Origin of the sequence: Algoriphagus sp. SE2 (genome assembly GCF_039563885.1) — a bacterium.
Taxonomy (GTDB): Bacteria; Bacteroidota; Bacteroidia; order Cytophagales; family Cyclobacteriaceae; genus Algoriphagus.
Genome location: NZ_JBCLWJ010000016.1, coordinates 75,551 through 92,079 on the forward strand (window position 1 = coordinate 75,551; position 16,529 = coordinate 92,079).

The following is a 16,529-nucleotide window of genomic DNA, read 5'->3' on the forward strand; positions in this document are numbered from 1 at the left end:
TGAGAACGCATGTTACAGCCAAAAAGAACTAAATATAGGAAAATGCAAAAGGGCCGTGTCAAAGGCATCGCGCAAAGAGGGCATACGCTTTCTTTCGGGAACTTTGGCATCAAATCCCTGGAGGCAGGATGGATTACTTCACGCCAGATCGAGGCAGCTCGTATCGCGATGACAAGAGCCATGAAAAGAGAAGGTCAGGTTTGGATCAGAATTTTCCCTGATAAACCGATCACTAAAAAGCCCGCAGAGGTTCGTATGGGTAAAGGTAAAGGTGCTCCAGAATATTGGGTTGCTGTTATCAAGCCAGGAACGATCCTTTTCGAAGCTACAGGCGTGAGCCTGGAGACTGCTAAAGAGGCGTTAAGATTAGCTCAACAAAAGCTACCAGTAAGTACAAATTTTATCGTTCGTAGAGATTACGTAGAATAGAATGACTATGAAAAATACTGAGATCCAATCACTTTCAGCAAGTGAAATTGCCGAGCGAATTGTCGCTGAGCAGGGGAATCTAACCAAACTTAAGTTTGCGCATACGATATCTCCTATAGAGAATCCTAATAGAATCCGCGAGACCAAGCGTCTGATCGCAAGATTGAAGACTGCATTGGCTGCCAAATAACTAGCTAACAGAAAAAGAAATGGCTACGATTGAGAGAAATCTTCGAAAAGAAAGAGTTGGTAAAGTGGTAAGTAACAAAATGGATAAGTCCATTACCGTTGCAGTTGAGCGTCGCGTAAAGCATGCCATGTACGGTAAATTTGTTGCCAAAACAACCAAATTTATGGCTCATGACGAGAAAAACGAGTGTAACCCAGGTGACCTTGTTAAAATCAGTGAAACTCGTCCGCTGAGTAAGAACAAACGTTGGAGAGTAGTTGAAATTATTGAAAGGGCTAAATAATCATGATACAACAAGAATCAAGACTAGGTGTCGCGGACAATTCCGGTGCCAAAGAGGTATTGGTGATCCGTGTATTGGGAGGAACCAAGAAGCGTTATGCTTCAATTGGTGACAAAGTAGTCGTTACTGTAAAGTCAGCCCTATCTTCCAGCAACATGAAAAAAGGTACCGTTTCGAGAGCGGTTATCGTACGAACCAAAAAAGAAATTAGAAGAAAAGACGGTTCTTATATCCGATTTGAGGACAACGCTGCTGTATTGTTGAATAACAACGATGAGCCTAGAGGCACTCGTATCTTCGGCCCAGTCGCTAGGGAGCTGAGAGAGAAGCAGTTTATGAAAATCGTTTCTTTGGCCCCTGAAGTATTGTAATCATGGAAAGAAAATTCAATAAGCAGCCTAAGCTGCATATCAAAACCGGTGATACCGTAAAAGTGATCTCTGGTGATGACAAAGGGAAAACAGGTAAAGTACTTTCTGTAGATACAGCAAAAAGGAGAGCATTCGTGGAAGGAATCAATATGATTACTAAACACGTAAAGCCAACTGCTGCAAAACCACAAGGTGGTATCGATAAGAAAGAAGCTGCTTTACATCTAAGTAACCTGATGCTTGTAGACCCTAAAACTGGTGAAGCTACCAGAATTGGCCGCAAGATTGGTGAAAATGGTAAACTAGTAAGATACTCAAAGAAAACTGGGGAGGTGATCAATGGCTAATCCAAGAATCAAACAAAAATATGTGGACGATATCGTCCCTGCTTTGAAGGAAAAGTTTCAGTATACTTCTGTAATGCAAGTACCAAAACTTTCAAAAATTGTTTTGAATAAAGGAATTGGAGCAGCGGTTGCGGATAAGAAGCTCGTTGATCAGGGTGTTGAAGAATTATCTTTAATAACTGGACAGAGAGCAGTATCTACTAAAGCAAAGACTTCTGTTTCTAACTTTAAGTTAAGAGAAGGCATGCCTATCGGAGCAAAAGTTACTTTGAGAGGTCAGAAAATGTACGAATTCCTTGACAGATTGATGACTGTAGCTCTTCCACGTGTAAGAGACTTCAAAGGAATCTCTGATAAAGGATTCGACGGAAGAGGAAATTACACTTTAGGTGTAACAGAACAGATTATCTTCCCTGAGATCAGCATCGAAAAGGTGAATAGAATCTCTGGTATGGATATTACATTCGTGACTTCCGCAAATTCAGATGAAGAAAGCTTCGCATTATTGAAAGCTTTCGGATTGCCGTTCGTTAATAAAAATAAAGAAGAATAATCATGGCAAAAGAGTCCATCAAAGCTCGTGAGAGAAAAAGAGAGCGTCTTGTAGCCAAGTATGCTAAGAAAAGAGCTGAGCTAAAAGCAGCCGGAGATTACGAAGCACTTGACAAGTTGCCTAAAAACGCTTCACCTGTAAGACTTCATAACAGATGTAAAATTACAGGTCGTCCAAAAGGCTACATGAGGAAATTCGGTATCAACAGGGTAACCTTCAGAGAAATGGCCTCATCAGGCAAAATTCCTGGAGTGACTAAGTCCAGCTGGTAAAATAACGACAGTAGTTTTTATTCTAAAAATCAATTCGTAACTTTGCACGCCCAAATAGGGTGGGGCTAGACTTATAAATATCATGACTGATCCAATAGCTGATTATCTAACAAGGTTGAGAAACGCCATCAAAGCTTCTCACAGAATCGTTGAGATACCTGCTTCTAACATAAAGAAGGAGATTACCAAAGTATTGCACGATAAGGGATATATTCAGAATTACAAATTCGAAGAAAATGGTCCACAAGGATCCATTAAGATCGCTTTGAAATTCAATCCTACTACAAAGCAAAACGCCATTGTTAATCTCACAAGAGTAAGTACTCCAGGTTTGAGAAAATATGTGAAACATGATTCTCTTCCAAGAGTAATAAATGGCTTAGGTATCGCCATTATTTCCACCTCTAAAGGTGTAATGACAGACAAGGAAGCCCGCGTGGAAGGCGTTGGAGGCGAAGTACTTTGCTACGTATATTAATTTACTATCATGTCTAGAATAGGTAAAAAACCAATAAATCTACCTGCCGGTGTTACTGTAGACGTGTCAGCTCATGGGCTGGTCACTGTTAAAGGTCCGAAAGGTACACTCACTCAGGATGTGAATCCCGATATTGAGGTAAAAGTGGAAGACAACGAGGTTGTCGTTTCCAGACCTACCGATTCCAAAAGACACAAGTCTATACATGGACTTTACAGATCTCTTATCAATAACATGGTTATTGGGGTATCTGAAGGTTATAAAAAAGACTTGGAGCTTGTTGGTGTAGGTTATAAGGCTACTAATCAGGGACAAGTTCTTGAACTTTCTCTTGGTTATTCTCACAATATCTTCTTTGCATTGCCATCTGAAGTGGCTGTGAAGACAGAAACTCCAAAAGGTAAAAACCCGATCATTACTTTGGAGGCAATTGACAAAGAATTGATCGGACAAGTTGCAGCCAAAATTAAGGGACTTCGTAAAGTTGAGCCTTACAAAGGTAAAGGTGTGCGCTTCGTGGGTGAACAAATTAGACGTAAGGCTGGTAAAACTGCCGGTAAAAAATAATAGGTTATGGCATTTAATAAGAATTCCAGAAGACTTAGAATCAAGCAGGGTATCAGGAGAAAAATTTCTGGTACTGATTCCAGACCTCGTTTGTCAGTTTTCAAAAGTAATACTGGCATGTATGCACAGCTTGTTGATGACCTTAAGGGTCAGACGCTTGCACAAGCATCTTCCAAAGAATTGGGAGCTAAAGCGAACACCAACATTGCAACAGCTACTGAAGTAGGTAAAAAATTAGCTGAAAGAGCGATTGCAAATGGAGTAAGCGAAGTAGTATTCGATAGAAACGGCTACTTGTACCATGGTAAAGTGAAAGCTTTGGCAGATGGTGCCAGAGAAGGAGGCCTTAAATTTTAATCAACTATGTCTCAACTAAGAAAAAAGCCTATCAGGGCTACAGATACAGAACTTAAGGAAAAAGTAGTTTCTATAAACCGAGTAGCCAAAGTGGTAAAAGGTGGTAGAAGATTCTCTTTTTCCGCAATAGTTGTAGTAGGCGACGGTGCAGGAGTAGTAGGTTACGGTTTGGGTAAAGCCAATGAAGTAACTGATGCTATCACTAAAGGTATCGAAGATGCTAAAAAGAATTTGGTAAGAGTACCAGTTTTGAAAGGAACTATTCCTCACGAACAAATTGGTAAATTCGGTGGAGGTTTTGTATTGATCAAACCAGCAGCTGCGGGTACCGGTGTAATCGCTGGTGGTGCGATGCGTGCTGTTTTGGAAAGTGCTGGCGTAACAGACGTTTTAGCAAAATCCAAAGGATCTTCAAACCCTCACAATGTTGTTAAAGCAACAATTGATGCTTTGACTCAATTGAGAGATGCAATCACCGTTTCTCAGCAAAGAGGTGTGAAAATGTCTAAAGTCTTTAACGGATAATCATCATGGGAAAGATCAAAATCACACAAACTAAAAGTACTATCGACCGTCCGAAGGATCAAAAAGCAACAATCACTGCTTTAGGTTTAGGAAGAATCAGTAAGTCTGTTGTATTGGAAAATACGCCACAGATAGCTGGTATGGTTAATAAAGTTAATCACCTTGTAAAAGTGGAGGAAGCTTAATTATGAAACTGCATACATTAAAACCAGCAGAAGGGTCTACAAAGAACCGTAAGAGAATCGGTAGAGGTACTGGTTCCGGACGAGGTGGAACTTCTACAAGAGGTCACAAAGGTGCTAAATCCAGATCTGGATATAAGTCTAAGGCTGGATTTGAAGGTGGTCAAATGCCACTTCAGAGAAGAGTCCCTAAATTTGGCTTCAAAAGCTTGAATAAGGTTGAGTTCAAACCAGTTAATTTGGATACCTTGCAGGCTCTTTCTGAAGAATATAACTTAGAAACGATAGACATGACAGCTCTTATAGCTCATGGAGTGGCTTCTAAGAATGACAAAATCAAAATCCTCGGAGGAGGTGAATTGAAAGCCAAATTAGACGTAACTGCTCATCAGTTCTCTGCTTCTGCAACTGCAGCAATAGAGAAAAATGGGGGTTCTGTAAACAAGATTTAAGTAAATGAAAAAGTTTATTTCGACGGTTAAGAATATTTTCTCTATCGAAGATCTGAGAGTTAGGATTCTGAATACAGTAGGTTTCCTAATTATTTTCAGATTGGGTTCTTTCGTTGTTCTTCCTGGTGTAGATCCCTCTCGATTGGGTGAAGCTCCTGAAGGCATCTTTGGACTGATAGATACATTCCTAGGTGGTGCATTTAGTAATGCTTCCATTTTTGGACTTGGCATCATGCCATATATTTCTGCATCCATTGTGTTGCAGCTATTGACTGTCGGAGTACCTTACTTTCAGAAAATGCAGAAAGAGGGTGAATCTGGAAGAAAGAGAATCAACCAGATTACCCGTGTTTTGACAATATTGATTACCATTGCCCAGGGTATTGGCTATGTGAGTGCCACTATTCTTCCAACGGGCGCTGTTATGATCAGTACATCCCTCTTTATGTTTAGTTCCTTGGTATTACTATCTGCCGGAACCATGTTTTGTATGTGGTTAGGAGAGAAGATTACCGAAAAGGGAATAGGAAATGGTATTTCTATGTTAATCATGATAGGAATTATTTCCAGATTCCCCGGGGCATTAATAGCTGAAGGTTTGGAAAAAGGAACTTCTGGCATGTTGCTTTTAATCATTGAAGCAGTTGTGTTGTTCTTTGTAGTTGTTGGGGTTATTGCTCTTACTGAGGCTACAAGAAGAATTCCTGTGCAATATGCCAAGCAAGTTGTCGGTGGTAAAGTATATGGTGGACAAAGACAATATATTCCAATTAAGGTGAATGCCTCTGGAGTTATGCCTATCATTTTTGCTCAATCTCTAATGTTTCTGCCTGCTCTGATCGCACAGATCTGGGCATCAGAAAGTGATGTTGCAAACTATATAGGGAATACATTCAGTGATTTTACTTCATGGCAATACAATCTTTTGTTCGCAGTTCTTATCATTATTTTCACTTTCTTCTACACTGCTATCACGGTTAATCCTGAGCAAATAGCTGAGGATATGAAGAGGAATGGGGGATTTGTACCCGGGATCAAGCCAGGTGCGCCTACTTCAGAATTTATTGATGGGATTATTTCAAAAATTACGTTGCCAGGATCTATCCTTTTAGCGGCTGTGGCGATCCTACCTGCTTTAGCAATTATTGCTGGTGTGGGAGGGGAATTTGCTCAATTTTATGGAGGAACATCTCTCTTAATTATGGTTGGTGTTATCCTTGATACGTTGAGACAAATCGAAAGCTACTTGTTGATGCGTCATTATGAAGGCATGATGAAGAGTGGTAATATGAAGAATAATCCTTCTAATTACCAAGTAGCGTAATATGATTAATTATAAGACTTCTGAAGAGGTTCATATAATAAAAGAAAGTGCAGATATACTTGGAAGAGCCCATGGGGAAGTTGCCAAGTATGTCAAGGAAGGAGTAAAGACTTCTTTCTTAGATAAAATTGCTGAGGAGTTTATTAGGGACCATGATGGAGTACCTTCTTTTAAGGGCTACAACGGGTTTCCTTCTTCACTCTGTATTTCTGTGAACGAAGTAGTTGTTCATGGTTTTCCAAGCGATTATGAATTGAAAGATGGCGATATAATCTCAGTAGATTGTGGAGTCTTTCACCAAGGTTTTCATAGCGATTCCGCTTATACATACCCTATTGGTGAGGTTTCCCCTTCTGTCTTAGCATTACTTAAAGCCACTAAAGATTCTTTATACTTGGGAATTGAAAAGGCTGTTTTTGGGAATAGATTAGGTGACGTAGGGAATGCGATCCAAAGATTCGTAGAAGCAAAAGGCTACACAGTAGTTAGAGAGCTTGTAGGACATGGCATTGGTCGAAATCTCCACGAATCCCCAGAGGTTCCTAATTATGGTAAAAAAGGTAGTGGCCCCTTGTTGAAAGCAGGGATGGTGATTGCAATTGAGCCGATGGTGAATCTGGGTACAAGGAATATTGTACAAGAAAGAGATGGTTGGACGATCCGCACTGCAGATCGAAAGCCCTCAGCCCATTATGAGCACACAGTGGCAATATTTGAAGATAAAACAGAGGTTTTGACGACCCATAAATACATAGAAGAGAATTTTAAATTCTAATATGGCTAAACAGACATCTATAGAACAAGACGGTACCATCATTGAAGCATTGTCAAATGCAATGTTTAAAGTGGAACTAGAAAATGGACATCAGTTGATTGCACACATTTCTGGAAAGATGAGAATGAATTACATCAAAATTCTTCCTGGGGACCGTGTTAAATTAGAAATGTCTCCCTATGATTTATCAAAAGGTAGAATTGTATATCGTTATAAATAGACTGATATGAAAGTAAAGACATCTATTAAGAAGAGAAGTGTTGATTGTAAGTTGATCAGAAGAAACGGAAAACTTTACGTCATCAACAAGAAGAATCCTAAGTTTAAACAAAGACAAGGTTAAGATTATGGCTAGAATTGCAGGTGTAGATATACCAGACAATAAGCGAGGCGAAATCGGGCTTACTTATATCTTCGGAATTGGAAGAAGCTCAGCCAAAGCGATCCTGAGCAAAGCCGGTATCTCTTTCGACAAAAAAGCAGGTGAATGGGATGATGATGAATCGACCGCTATCCGTAACATTATTGCCGAAGAATTCAGAACCGAAGGTGTTCTGAAATCAGAGATCCAATTGAACATCAAACGACTGATGGACATCGGTTGTTATAGAGGTTTGAGACACAGAAAAGGACTTCCAGTTCGTGGTCAGCATACCAAGAACAACGCTAGAACAAGGAAGGGTAAGAGAAAGACAGTTGCTAACAAGAAAAAAGCAACTAAATAAAACCTGATTAGATTATGGCTCAGAAAAGAAACGATAAAGCAAAAGGTAAAAAAAGAGTTGTTAAGGTAGAAGCGGTAGGACAAGTTCATATCAGAGCTTCCTTTAACAATATCATCATCTCTATTACCAATAATGCAGGTCAAGTGATCTCTTGGGCTTCTGCCGGTAAAATGGGATTCAGAGGTTCAAAGAAAAATACTCCTTACGCTGCACAGATGGCGGCGCAAAACTGTGGACAGGTAGCATATGACTTAGGTTTAAGAAAAATCGAAGTTTTTGTAAAAGGTCCGGGATCTGGTCGTGAATCAGCGATCAGAACATTGCAAAATGTAGGTTTAGATGTAACGACTATTACTGACGTTACTCCAATGCCACACAATGGATGTCGTCCTCCTAAGCGTAGAAGAGTTTAATTTAAAATTTGTAAAAGAATGGCTAGATATACAGGTCCTAAAGCAAAGATCGCCAGAAAATTTGGCGAGCCTATCGAAGGGCATAGCAAAGCGCTTCAGAAGAAAAACTACCCTCCAGGACAACATGGAAGAGGTAGAAGAAAGAAGCAGTCAGAATATGCTATTCAGCTTGCTGAAAAGCAGAAAGCAAAATACATCTACGGCGTGTTGGAGAGACAATTCGCAAAGATGTTTGATATTGCTTCCAGAAAATCTGGTATTACAGGTGAAAACCTTCTTCAGCTTCTTGAAGCAAGATTGGATAACACCGTATATAGATTAGGAATTGCTCCTACCAGAAGAGGTGCCAGACAATTGGTCTCTCACAAGCATGTGCTTGTAAATGGTGAAGTAGTAAATATTCCTTCCTATTCATTAAAGCCTGGTGATATTGTTTCTGTAAGAGAAAGATCTAAATCTTTGGAAGCTATTACCAATAGTTTGGCTGGTAGAGGTGCAAATAAATATTCCTGGTTAGAGTGGGATGGCGCTTCATTATCCGGCAAATTCGTCAGTGTGCCTTCCAGAGATGATATTCCAGAGAATGTCAAGGAACAACTCATTGTCGAACTTTACTCTAAGTAATTTTACTATTTTCAGCTTTTAAAAAAAGAACAAGATATATGTCCATACTAGCATTTCAAATGCCCGAAAAAGTGGTGATGGAAAAGGCCGACGACTTCCATGGCTTGTTTACTTTCAAACCACTAGAAAAAGGCTATGGAGTTACTATCGGTAACGCCTTAAGAAGAATTTTGCTTTCTTCGCTGGAGGGTTATGCCATCACATCTATTAAGATCCCAGGAGTGGTGCATGAGTTTTCCACCATCGAAGGTGTTGTAGAAGACGTGACCGATATTATTTTGAATTTGAAGCAAGTGAGATTCAAGAAAGTGCATGAAGCATTTGACGGAAAAATCACTGTAGAGATCAAAAATCAGTCTGTGTTCACAGCAGGGGACATTGCTAAGTTTACTTCTTCTTTCGAGGTCCTAAATCCAGAGCTAGTGATTTGTCATATCGATGAGTCCAAAAACTTCGAGATTGAGATCACAATAGAAAAAGGAAGAGGATATCTACCAGCTGAAGAATCCAAACCAAAAGAGCAGGTATTCGGGCAAATTGCCATAGACGCCATCTTTACACCTATTAAGAATGTAAAGTATAGCGTTGAGAATACCCGTGTTGAACAGAAAACTGACTTTGAAAAGTTGATCTTGGAAGTTTCTACTGATGGCTCTATCCACCCGGAGAAAGCACTTCAGGAGTCTGCTAAAATCCTGATCCAGCATTTCATGCTGTTCTCTGACCAAACGATGGTACTTGACTCTACAGGTATTGCTGAGCCAGAACCAATTGACGAGGAGTTCTTACACATGAGAAAACTCTTGAAGACATCTTTGGGCGATCTAGATTTATCTGTTCGTGCATTCAATTGTCTTAAAGCAGCTGATGTGAAGACACTTGGAGATCTTGCTAAACTTGAAATTTCTGATATGATGAAATTCAGAAACTTTGGTAAGAAATCTCTAGCTGAGCTTGAGCAACTGATCCAAGAGAAAGGTCTGACCTTCGGGATGGATATTTCTAAGTATAAACTTGATGAAGAATAAATAACGATGAGACACGGTAAGAAATTTAACCACCTTGGTAGGAAAGCCGCTCACAGGAAGGCTATGCTTTCCAATATGGCTACTTCCCTGATTCTTCACAAGCGTATTTCAACTACGCTTGCCAAGGCTAAAGAATTGAAGAAATATGTAGAGCCATTGGTTTCAAGAGCCAAAGAAGATACTACTCATAACAGAAGAATTGCATTCTCTTACCTGAAAAGCAAAGATGCTATCATCGCTCTTTTCGGAGAAATCAGTTCTAAAGTAGGTACACGTCCAGGAGGATATACTCGTATTATCAAAACTGGATTCCGTCTTGGCGATAATGCTGAGATGTGTATTATTGAGCTTGTTGATTACAATGATTTAATGTTGAAGGATGCTAAACCAGCTAAAAAGACTACTAGAAGATCTAGAAGAGGTTCTGGAAAATCTGCTGATGCTCCTGCTAAACCAGCTGTTGAGGCTAAAACTGAGGAGCCTAAGGCTCCAGAAGCTAGCGATTCAACTGAAGGTGAAACTGAAGAAAAATAAGTTGATTAATGACTTTAATAATAAAAAAGGATTGGACTTTCGTTCAATCCTTTTTTTATACCCTATCCATTTATTCTCCTTCCCAATAAATCTTTAACTTTGGGCAACTTTCAAGAAAATGATTAGAAAAAAAGCGACTTTACTCTTAGCGGACGGAACAGTGTTCCCAGGAACCCTTATCGGAAATGCCGGTACAAATGGCGGCGAAATTTGCTTTAATACAGGTATGACTGGATATCAGGAAATTTATACTGATCCATCCTATACTGGACAAATTGTTGTTACGACAACTCCTCACATTGGGAACTATGGTGTCATTGACACCGAAGTTGAATCAGATCATCCTACTGTGGCTGGGATTGTGGTTAGTAATTTTTCGGATGTATATTCTAGAATAGATGCCTCAGGCTCATTGCAAGATTATTTAGTGAACAATAAGATTACAGGGATCGCAGATGTTGATACTCGTAAACTTGTTAGACACTTAAGGTCCAAAGGTGCAATGAATGCTATTATTAGCTCAGAATTTGAGGATAATATTGAAGGTCTAAAGGCTGAACTGGCTAAAGTTCCTAATATGGATGGTTTGGAACTTTCCTCTCAAGTCTGTACGCAGGAACCGTATTTCGTCGGAAATGAGAATTCTAAAATCAAGGTAGCCTGTCTAGATTTTGGTATTAAGAAAAATATACTCAGGAATCTTTCTGATCGAGGAGTTTATTGTAAAGTTTTCCCTGCCAAAACAAAACTTGAAGAAATGGAAGCTTGGAACCCTCAAGCTTATTTTCTATCCAATGGACCAGGTGATCCTGCTGTAATGGAGTATGCAGTTGAAACTACAAAAGCAATTTTAACTACTGGGAAACCTGTTTTTGGAATTTGCCTAGGACATCAGATTTTAGCAGAATCGGTAGGTATTTCTACATACAAAATGCATCATGGGCATAGAGGGCTAAATCATCCTATTAAAAATATTTTGACTGGCAAAAGTGAAATCACCTCTCAAAATCATGGTTTCAATATTTCTAGGGAAGATTCTGAAAGCAATGAAAATGTAGAAATTACTCATGTTCATTTAAATGATGATACTGTAGCAGGAATAAAATTGAAAAATAAGCCTGCTTTCTCGGTACAATATCACCCCGAGTCGTCTCCTGGACCACATGATTCACGTTACCTTTTCGACGACTTTATTTCTTTAATCAATAAAAATTAAATCTCAATAACCTTTTATACTATGACTTTGATACAAGCAATTCATGCAAGACAAATTTTAGACTCTAGAGGAAATCCTACTATTGAAGTGGATGTACTGACTGATACAGGTGCTTTCGGTCGTGCAGCAGTACCAAGTGGGGCTTCTACCGGCGTCAATGAAGCGGTAGAACTTCGTGATGGAGACAAAAGCAAATACCTCGGAAAGGGAGTCTTGAAGGCAGTAGAAAATGTAAATGAAATCATCCAGTCTGAATTGATCGGTGAATCAGTTTTTGATCAGAGAGGAATCGACAACTTGATGATCAAATTGGATGGCACTGATACCAAATCAAAATTGGGAGCAAATGCAATTCTTGGTGTTTCTTTGGCAGTAGCCAAAGCTGCAGCTGATGATCTGGGGATTCCTTTGTTTAGATATGTGGGTGGTGTCAATGCCAAAACCCTACCTGTTCCCATGATGAATATCATCAACGGTGGGTCTCACTCAGATGCTCCTATTGCATTCCAAGAATTTATGATTCGACCAGTGGGTGCTCCAACTTTTTCCGAAGCAATGAGGATGGGAGCTGAAATTTTCCATAATCTAAAGAAAATACTTCACGACAAAGGATTAAGTACTGCAGTTGGAGACGAAGGTGGTTTTGCACCAAATTTCTCTGGTGGAACTGAAGAAGCCTTGGCTTGTATCCTAGACGCTATCGAAAAAGCTGGTTACAAAGCAGGTTCTGATATCACTATTGCACTTGATTGTGCTTCTTCTGAATTCTTCGAAGACGGAAAATATAACTATGCTAAATTCGAAGGTGAATCAGGGAAAGTAAGATCAAGAGCTGAGCAAGTAGATTACTTAGCTGAACTGACAGAAAAGTACCCTATCGATTCTATTGAAGATGGTTGTGCTGAAGAAGATTGGGAAGGATGGGCAATGTTGACTGCCAAAATTGGAGATAAAGTTCAATTAGTAGGGGATGACCTTTTCGTTACCAATGTTAAATTCTTGAAAAGAGGAATCGAAGAGAAGTCTGCTAACTCCATCTTGATCAAAGTGAACCAGATCGGCACATTGACGGAAACTTTAGATGCAATTGATTTGGCACATAAAGCAGGTTTTACTGCGGTTATGTCTCATAGATCCGGTGAAACTGAAGATTCAACCATTGCAGATCTAGCAGTAGCTTGTAACTGTGGTCAAATAAAGACCGGGTCTGCTTCCCGTTCTGATAGAATGGCCAAATACAATCAATTGTTAAGAATCGAAGAATTGCTAGCTGATACAGCCTATTTTCCAAAAAAATAAGATTCAATAATTAAGTTTAAAAGCAGCCTTCATAGGGCTGCTTTTTTTTTGCATCATTTTTGTACCTTGTTCATTAAATGATTTCAATTATTTAGAAATGAGCAAATACCTTAAATACACGAAAAACTTTTATGTTCTCGGGACGCTCTTTTTCATTTTTTGGATGTTTTTTATAGATTCTAATAATGTAGTCAATCAATTCAAGTTGAGTAGCAAGCTAAGTGAGCTGAATGACCAAAAGGAGTTTTATATCGAAAGAAAAGAAATAATAAAGGCAGAAAGAGAAGAATTAATGAGTAATCCTGAACTTTTAGAGAAGTTTGCCCGTGAAAAGTATCTCATGAAAAAGAAGACTGAAGATCTCTATGTTATTGTTGAAAAATAAGCTTTTACTACTTTTTGTTTTTGTATTCTTTTTGCATTTGAATGCGAATGCTCAGCGAGATATTTATTCAGATTCTCTGACTTTAAAAGATCGACTCTATTTCGGAGGTAATTTCGGGATGCAATTTGGGACGGTGACGTTATTGGATTTTTCACCTTTGGTAGGTGTCATGGTTACTCCAAAGTTTTCATCAGGAATAGGAATAACCTATCAATATTTCAATGATAAAAGATATATAGGGGGTGAGACTTCATCCTATGGAGGAAGAATTTTTTCTAGATACAATGTTCTTCCAAATATTTTCACTCACGCAGAGTATGAGCGAATCAATTTTGATAATTATAACATTTTTACAGACCAGTTTCAAAGGATTTGGGCTAATTCACTTTTCTTAGGAGGGGGTTATTTTGCTCCTTTTGGTCCTAGAGGTGGAGCAAACTTCACTTTCTTATATAATGTACTACATGACAATCTAAGATCACCCTATGGTGAACCTTATGTCATAAGGGTTGGTTTTGTACTTTGATAGTGCATTAAATACCAAAACATGAATTCCTTTATTTCAAAAATATATCATGCTCATCAAGAATGCTCAAATTGCCCTTCTCCAAAGGTAATTCATAAGTTTTTTGAAGATGTGTTGGGACTCTTATTTCCTGAATTTGCTTCAGAGAAAATCAAAGAAGAAAAAGAGGTCGCAGCAAAATTTGCCGAGCTGGAGATTTCTTTGGCATCCATACTTACTAGAAATTTACACCTTCATAAAGGTGATGGAGAAAAGATTTCCAAAGATTTCTTCTTAGAATTGGAGTTGGTCTATGAATTTATTAATCAAGATGTCGATGCCATATATGAAGGGGATCCAGCGGCAAAATCTAAAGCAGAAATACTAAGGAGCTATCCAGGTTTTTATGCCATAGCTGCATATAGAATTGCGAATCTATTACATAGATTAGGAGTTTCTCTGATACCAAGAATGATAACTGAACTGGCACATGGCAGAACTGGAATAGAAATTCATCCAGGTGCTAAAATTGGCCAATATTTTTGTATAGATCACGGTACGGGGGTAGTTATAGGTGAAACAACAGTGATAGGGGATCATGTTAAAATCTACCAGGGAGTAACCTTAGGTGCTTTAAGTGTCAATAAAGCAGATGCAGATATAAAGAGGCATCCCACCATTGAAGATCATGTTGTGATTTATTCAGGAGCCACTATTTTGGGAGGAAATACAGTAATAGGTGAGAATAGTGTAATAGGAGGAAATGTTTGGTTGACAAAAAGTATTCCTGCTGGAAGTAAAGTTTATTACCAAACCCAGATGTATCATACTGATTCTGAAGTAACCGATTTATACGTCTTCAAAAATGACCAAGATGAAGCTATTTGAACTAATAGGTAATACTCCTCTAATTTCTCTAGATAAGATTCCGGTTAATCCTAAGGTGAAAATTCTTTGTAAACTCGAAGGACAAAACCCTGGTGGAAGCGTAAAAGATCGAGCTGCCTATAATATGATTAGGTCTGCTCTAGATCGAGGGGATATCAAGGCAGGGGATAAATTAGTAGAAGCGACTAGTGGAAATACAGGTATTGCTTTGGCAATGGTCGCAAAAACGCTTGGTTTGGATATGACTTTAATAATGCCTGATAATTCTACAAAAGAGCGTATTCTTTCCATGAAGGCATATGGAGCAAAAGTTATCTTGACTCCTGCCGCACAAACGATTGAATATTCAAGAACGCTTGCTGAGAAAATGAATAAAGAGGAAGGATATTTTTTATTAAATCAATTCTCAAATCCTGATAATTATTTGGCTCATTATAAAACTACAGGACCTGAAATATGGAAAGATACTGAAGGGAAAATCACCCATTTTGTTTCAGCCATGGGAACTACAGGGACAATTATGGGCGTTTCTATGTATTTAAAAGAACAAAAACCCTCTATCCAGATTGTGGGCACTCAGCCAACTGACGGTTCTAGTATTCCAGGAATTCGAAGGTGGTCCCCAGAATTTCTTCCCGCCATCTTTGATGCTTCCCGAGTAGACCAAGTAATTGATGTGAGTCAGGAAGAAGCCACGAAAATGACAAGAAGAATGGCAAAGGAAGAGGGAATCCTGGCAGGGATGAGCAGCGGGGGTGCTTTGCATGCTGCTATAAAACTTTCTCAAACACTTGAAGAAGGATTAATAGTCTGCATCACCTGTGATCGAGGAGATCGTTATTTAAGTTCTGATCTTTTTGGTTGATCAAAAAAACTTCTTAGTCTTTTCCAATCCTGTTCTAGCGACGGATAATGCATCTTGCGCCCAATACTTTTCATTGAATAATTCTAAGGAAAGGATTTTAGTACCGCCCATCCTTTTAAGAAAACTCACAATTTCTTGGTATGGTGCTATCCCATCTCCTGGATATACCCTGTCTTTATCTGCAAGTTTTTCCCTTGAGATACCAGCAGGAATATCATTTACATGAATTACGTCGAAAGCATCCCCACTTAGTAGTTTCAACCCATTATATCCTGAGCCGCCTCGATATAAATGATAGACATCTGGTAAAATTTTTGTATCAGGATCATTCGCAGCAGCAGCGACGGAGAGACATTGACTTAAATTATGAAAGGGAAGAAATGAACCCCAAAATTCTAACTGCGGCATGACGCCGGTTTTTCTACCCAACTCTAACAATTGAGAGAATTTTTCTGCGGATTGCATCACATCAATCGGTGCTGTTGCACCAATGGCAGGAGCTGCAACCCGGGTGCAACCTATTTCAGCTAGCATTCCCATTTCTTTTTCCATTTGAACAAATCCCTGTGCAGATTTTTCTGAGTCTTGTGCCATCCAAGGAGCAAAACCGATTGCATTAAATGGGACTTGTTTAGCATCTTCCAATAACTTTTTTAAGGAGCTTAAACTTTTTCCAGAGGCTAAATAGGCTTCAATCTCATTTACCCAGATTTCCATCCCATCAAATCCTGCTTTTGCAGAGGTCTCAATCATCTCGGGAAGGGTAAGTTTTTGACCGCGTATGGTACTTGTGTTTAAGCAAAAATGAATATTAGCTTTGGCTTTGGGTTGCGATTTAGCAAAAGCTTTCGTCTGAGTTAAAACTAATGGTGCTAATGCAATTGATTTAATTAGATTTCTTCTTTTCATTTTTGATTTATTTCGGGTTATCCTTTATTCTCC

29 protein-coding genes are annotated in these 16,529 nt (G+C 39.0%); 28 read left to right on the top strand and 1 reads right to left on the bottom strand.

Annotated elements, in window-relative coordinates; all coding sequences use genetic code 11:
* Positions 1–9 precede the first annotated feature (9 nt).
* The 28 genes from rplP (at position 10) to cysM (ending at position 15,587) form a co-directional block, all read left to right on the top strand.
* Positions 10–429 carry a 50S ribosomal protein L16 gene (gene rplP / locus AAGF08_RS16840; RefSeq protein ID WP_184494596.1) on the top strand — a complete coding sequence of 140 codons (420 nt, stop codon included), beginning with the start codon at positions 10–12 and terminating at the stop codon, positions 427–429.
* Between the two features lie 7 nt (positions 430–436).
* Complete coding sequence (gene rpmC / locus AAGF08_RS16845) at positions 437–619, top strand: 50S ribosomal protein L29 (protein ID WP_343512494.1); 183 nt, start codon at positions 437–439, stop codon at positions 617–619.
* A gap of 19 nt (positions 620–638) precedes the next feature.
* The gene (gene rpsQ / locus AAGF08_RS16850) at positions 639–902 is read left to right on the top strand and encodes a 30S ribosomal protein S17 (protein ID WP_074226883.1); all 264 of its coding nucleotides are present in this window, start codon (positions 639–641) and stop codon (positions 900–902) included.
* A gap of 2 nt (positions 903–904) precedes the next feature.
* Positions 905–1,273 carry a 50S ribosomal protein L14 gene (gene rplN / locus AAGF08_RS16855; RefSeq protein WP_343512495.1) on the top strand — a complete coding sequence of 123 codons (369 nt, stop codon included), beginning with the start codon at positions 905–907 and terminating at the stop codon, positions 1,271–1,273.
* Positions 1,274–1,275: 2 nt separating this feature from the next.
* The gene (gene rplX / locus AAGF08_RS16860; RefSeq protein WP_343512496.1) at positions 1,276–1,620 is read left to right on the top strand and encodes a 50S ribosomal protein L24; all 345 of its coding nucleotides are present in this window, start codon (positions 1,276–1,278) and stop codon (positions 1,618–1,620) included.
* Positions 1,613–2,173, top strand: a complete 561-nt coding sequence (rplE, locus tag AAGF08_RS16865) for a 50S ribosomal protein L5 (RefSeq protein WP_343512498.1) — start codon at positions 1,613–1,615, stop codon at positions 2,171–2,173. Before rplX ends, rplE begins: the two co-directional genes overlap by 8 nt.
* A 2-nt stretch (positions 2,174–2,175) precedes the next feature.
* Positions 2,176–2,445, top strand: a complete 270-nt coding sequence (rpsN, locus tag AAGF08_RS16870; RefSeq protein ID WP_343512500.1) for a 30S ribosomal protein S14 — start codon at positions 2,176–2,178, stop codon at positions 2,443–2,445.
* A gap of 82 nt (positions 2,446–2,527) precedes the next feature.
* Complete coding sequence (gene rpsH, locus AAGF08_RS16875; protein ID WP_296699842.1) at positions 2,528–2,923, top strand: 30S ribosomal protein S8; 396 nt, start codon at positions 2,528–2,530, stop codon at positions 2,921–2,923.
* A 9-nt stretch (positions 2,924–2,932) separates the two neighbouring features.
* Entirely contained in the window at positions 2,933–3,490 is a 558-nt protein-coding gene (rplF, locus tag AAGF08_RS16880; protein ID WP_343512502.1) for a 50S ribosomal protein L6, read from the top strand.
* 6 nt (positions 3,491–3,496) lie between these two features.
* Positions 3,497–3,847 carry a 50S ribosomal protein L18 gene (gene rplR, locus AAGF08_RS16885; RefSeq protein WP_343512504.1) on the top strand — a complete coding sequence of 117 codons (351 nt, stop codon included), beginning with the start codon at positions 3,497–3,499 and terminating at the stop codon, positions 3,845–3,847.
* A gap of 6 nt (positions 3,848–3,853) precedes the next feature.
* On the top strand, positions 3,854–4,372 hold the full coding sequence (gene rpsE / locus AAGF08_RS16890; RefSeq protein ID WP_296699832.1) for a 30S ribosomal protein S5: 519 nt from the start codon (positions 3,854–3,856) through the stop codon (positions 4,370–4,372).
* 5 nt (positions 4,373–4,377) lie between these two features.
* The gene (gene rpmD, locus AAGF08_RS16895; RefSeq protein ID WP_343512505.1) at positions 4,378–4,557 is read left to right on the top strand and encodes a 50S ribosomal protein L30; all 180 of its coding nucleotides are present in this window, start codon (positions 4,378–4,380) and stop codon (positions 4,555–4,557) included.
* A gap of 2 nt (positions 4,558–4,559) precedes the next feature.
* Positions 4,560–5,006: a 50S ribosomal protein L15 gene (rplO, locus tag AAGF08_RS16900; protein WP_343512507.1), complete on the top strand. Its 447-nt coding sequence runs from the start codon at positions 4,560–4,562 to the stop codon at positions 5,004–5,006.
* A gap of 4 nt (positions 5,007–5,010) precedes the next feature.
* Complete coding sequence (secY, locus tag AAGF08_RS16905; protein WP_343512508.1) at positions 5,011–6,330, top strand: preprotein translocase subunit SecY; 1,320 nt, start codon at positions 5,011–5,013, stop codon at positions 6,328–6,330.
* A gap of 1 nt (position 6,331) precedes the next feature.
* Positions 6,332–7,105, top strand: coding sequence for a type I methionyl aminopeptidase (gene map / locus AAGF08_RS16910; protein ID WP_343512510.1), 774 nt, complete (start codon positions 6,332–6,334; stop codon positions 7,103–7,105).
* Between the two features lies 1 nt (position 7,106).
* Positions 7,107–7,325: a translation initiation factor IF-1 gene (infA, locus tag AAGF08_RS16915; RefSeq protein WP_143960025.1), complete on the top strand. Its 219-nt coding sequence runs from the start codon at positions 7,107–7,109 to the stop codon at positions 7,323–7,325.
* Between the two features lie 6 nt (positions 7,326–7,331).
* The gene (rpmJ, locus tag AAGF08_RS16920; protein WP_206584531.1) at positions 7,332–7,448 is read left to right on the top strand and encodes a 50S ribosomal protein L36; all 117 of its coding nucleotides are present in this window, start codon (positions 7,332–7,334) and stop codon (positions 7,446–7,448) included.
* 4 nt (positions 7,449–7,452) lie between these two features.
* On the top strand, positions 7,453–7,830 hold the full coding sequence (gene rpsM / locus AAGF08_RS16925) for a 30S ribosomal protein S13 (RefSeq protein WP_008202997.1): 378 nt from the start codon (positions 7,453–7,455) through the stop codon (positions 7,828–7,830).
* A gap of 14 nt (positions 7,831–7,844) precedes the next feature.
* Entirely contained in the window at positions 7,845–8,243 is a 399-nt protein-coding gene (gene rpsK / locus AAGF08_RS16930; protein WP_074226895.1) for a 30S ribosomal protein S11, read from the top strand.
* Positions 8,244–8,261: 18 nt separating this feature from the next.
* Positions 8,262–8,867, top strand: a complete 606-nt coding sequence (gene rpsD / locus AAGF08_RS16935) for a 30S ribosomal protein S4 (RefSeq protein WP_296699782.1) — start codon at positions 8,262–8,264, stop codon at positions 8,865–8,867.
* Between the two features lie 38 nt (positions 8,868–8,905).
* Positions 8,906–9,895, top strand: coding sequence for a DNA-directed RNA polymerase subunit alpha (locus AAGF08_RS16940; RefSeq protein ID WP_296699779.1), 990 nt, complete (start codon positions 8,906–8,908; stop codon positions 9,893–9,895).
* Positions 9,896–9,901: 6 nt separating this feature from the next.
* Positions 9,902–10,429: a 50S ribosomal protein L17 gene (rplQ, locus tag AAGF08_RS16945; RefSeq protein ID WP_343512512.1), complete on the top strand. Its 528-nt coding sequence runs from the start codon at positions 9,902–9,904 to the stop codon at positions 10,427–10,429.
* 118 nt (positions 10,430–10,547) lie between these two features.
* The gene (gene carA / locus AAGF08_RS16950; RefSeq protein WP_343512514.1) at positions 10,548–11,645 is read left to right on the top strand and encodes a glutamine-hydrolyzing carbamoyl-phosphate synthase small subunit; all 1,098 of its coding nucleotides are present in this window, start codon (positions 10,548–10,550) and stop codon (positions 11,643–11,645) included.
* Positions 11,646–11,666: 21 nt separating this feature from the next.
* Positions 11,667–12,944, top strand: a complete 1,278-nt coding sequence (eno, locus tag AAGF08_RS16955; protein ID WP_343512515.1) for a phosphopyruvate hydratase — start codon at positions 11,667–11,669, stop codon at positions 12,942–12,944.
* 97 nt (positions 12,945–13,041) lie between these two features.
* The gene (locus AAGF08_RS16960) at positions 13,042–13,329 is read left to right on the top strand and encodes a septum formation initiator family protein (RefSeq protein WP_343512516.1); all 288 of its coding nucleotides are present in this window, start codon (positions 13,042–13,044) and stop codon (positions 13,327–13,329) included.
* Entirely contained in the window at positions 13,310–13,855 is a 546-nt protein-coding gene (locus tag AAGF08_RS16965) for a hypothetical protein (RefSeq protein WP_343512517.1), read from the top strand. The genes AAGF08_RS16960 and AAGF08_RS16965 overlap by 20 nt, the downstream gene beginning before the upstream one ends.
* Positions 13,856–13,876: 21 nt before the next feature.
* The gene (gene epsC / locus AAGF08_RS16970; RefSeq protein WP_343512518.1) at positions 13,877–14,722 is read left to right on the top strand and encodes a serine O-acetyltransferase EpsC; all 846 of its coding nucleotides are present in this window, start codon (positions 13,877–13,879) and stop codon (positions 14,720–14,722) included.
* Positions 14,709–15,587: a cysteine synthase CysM gene (gene cysM, locus AAGF08_RS16975; protein ID WP_343512520.1), complete on the top strand. Its 879-nt coding sequence runs from the start codon at positions 14,709–14,711 to the stop codon at positions 15,585–15,587. Before epsC ends, cysM begins: the two co-directional genes overlap by 14 nt.
* On the opposite strand, the gene AAGF08_RS16980 is transcribed toward cysM, so the two are convergent.
* Positions 15,588–16,496 (bottom strand): sugar phosphate isomerase/epimerase, encoded by a 909-nt coding sequence (locus AAGF08_RS16980; protein WP_343512522.1) that lies wholly within the window; start codon positions 16,494–16,496, stop codon positions 15,588–15,590.
* Positions 16,497–16,529: the final 33 nt, after the last annotated feature.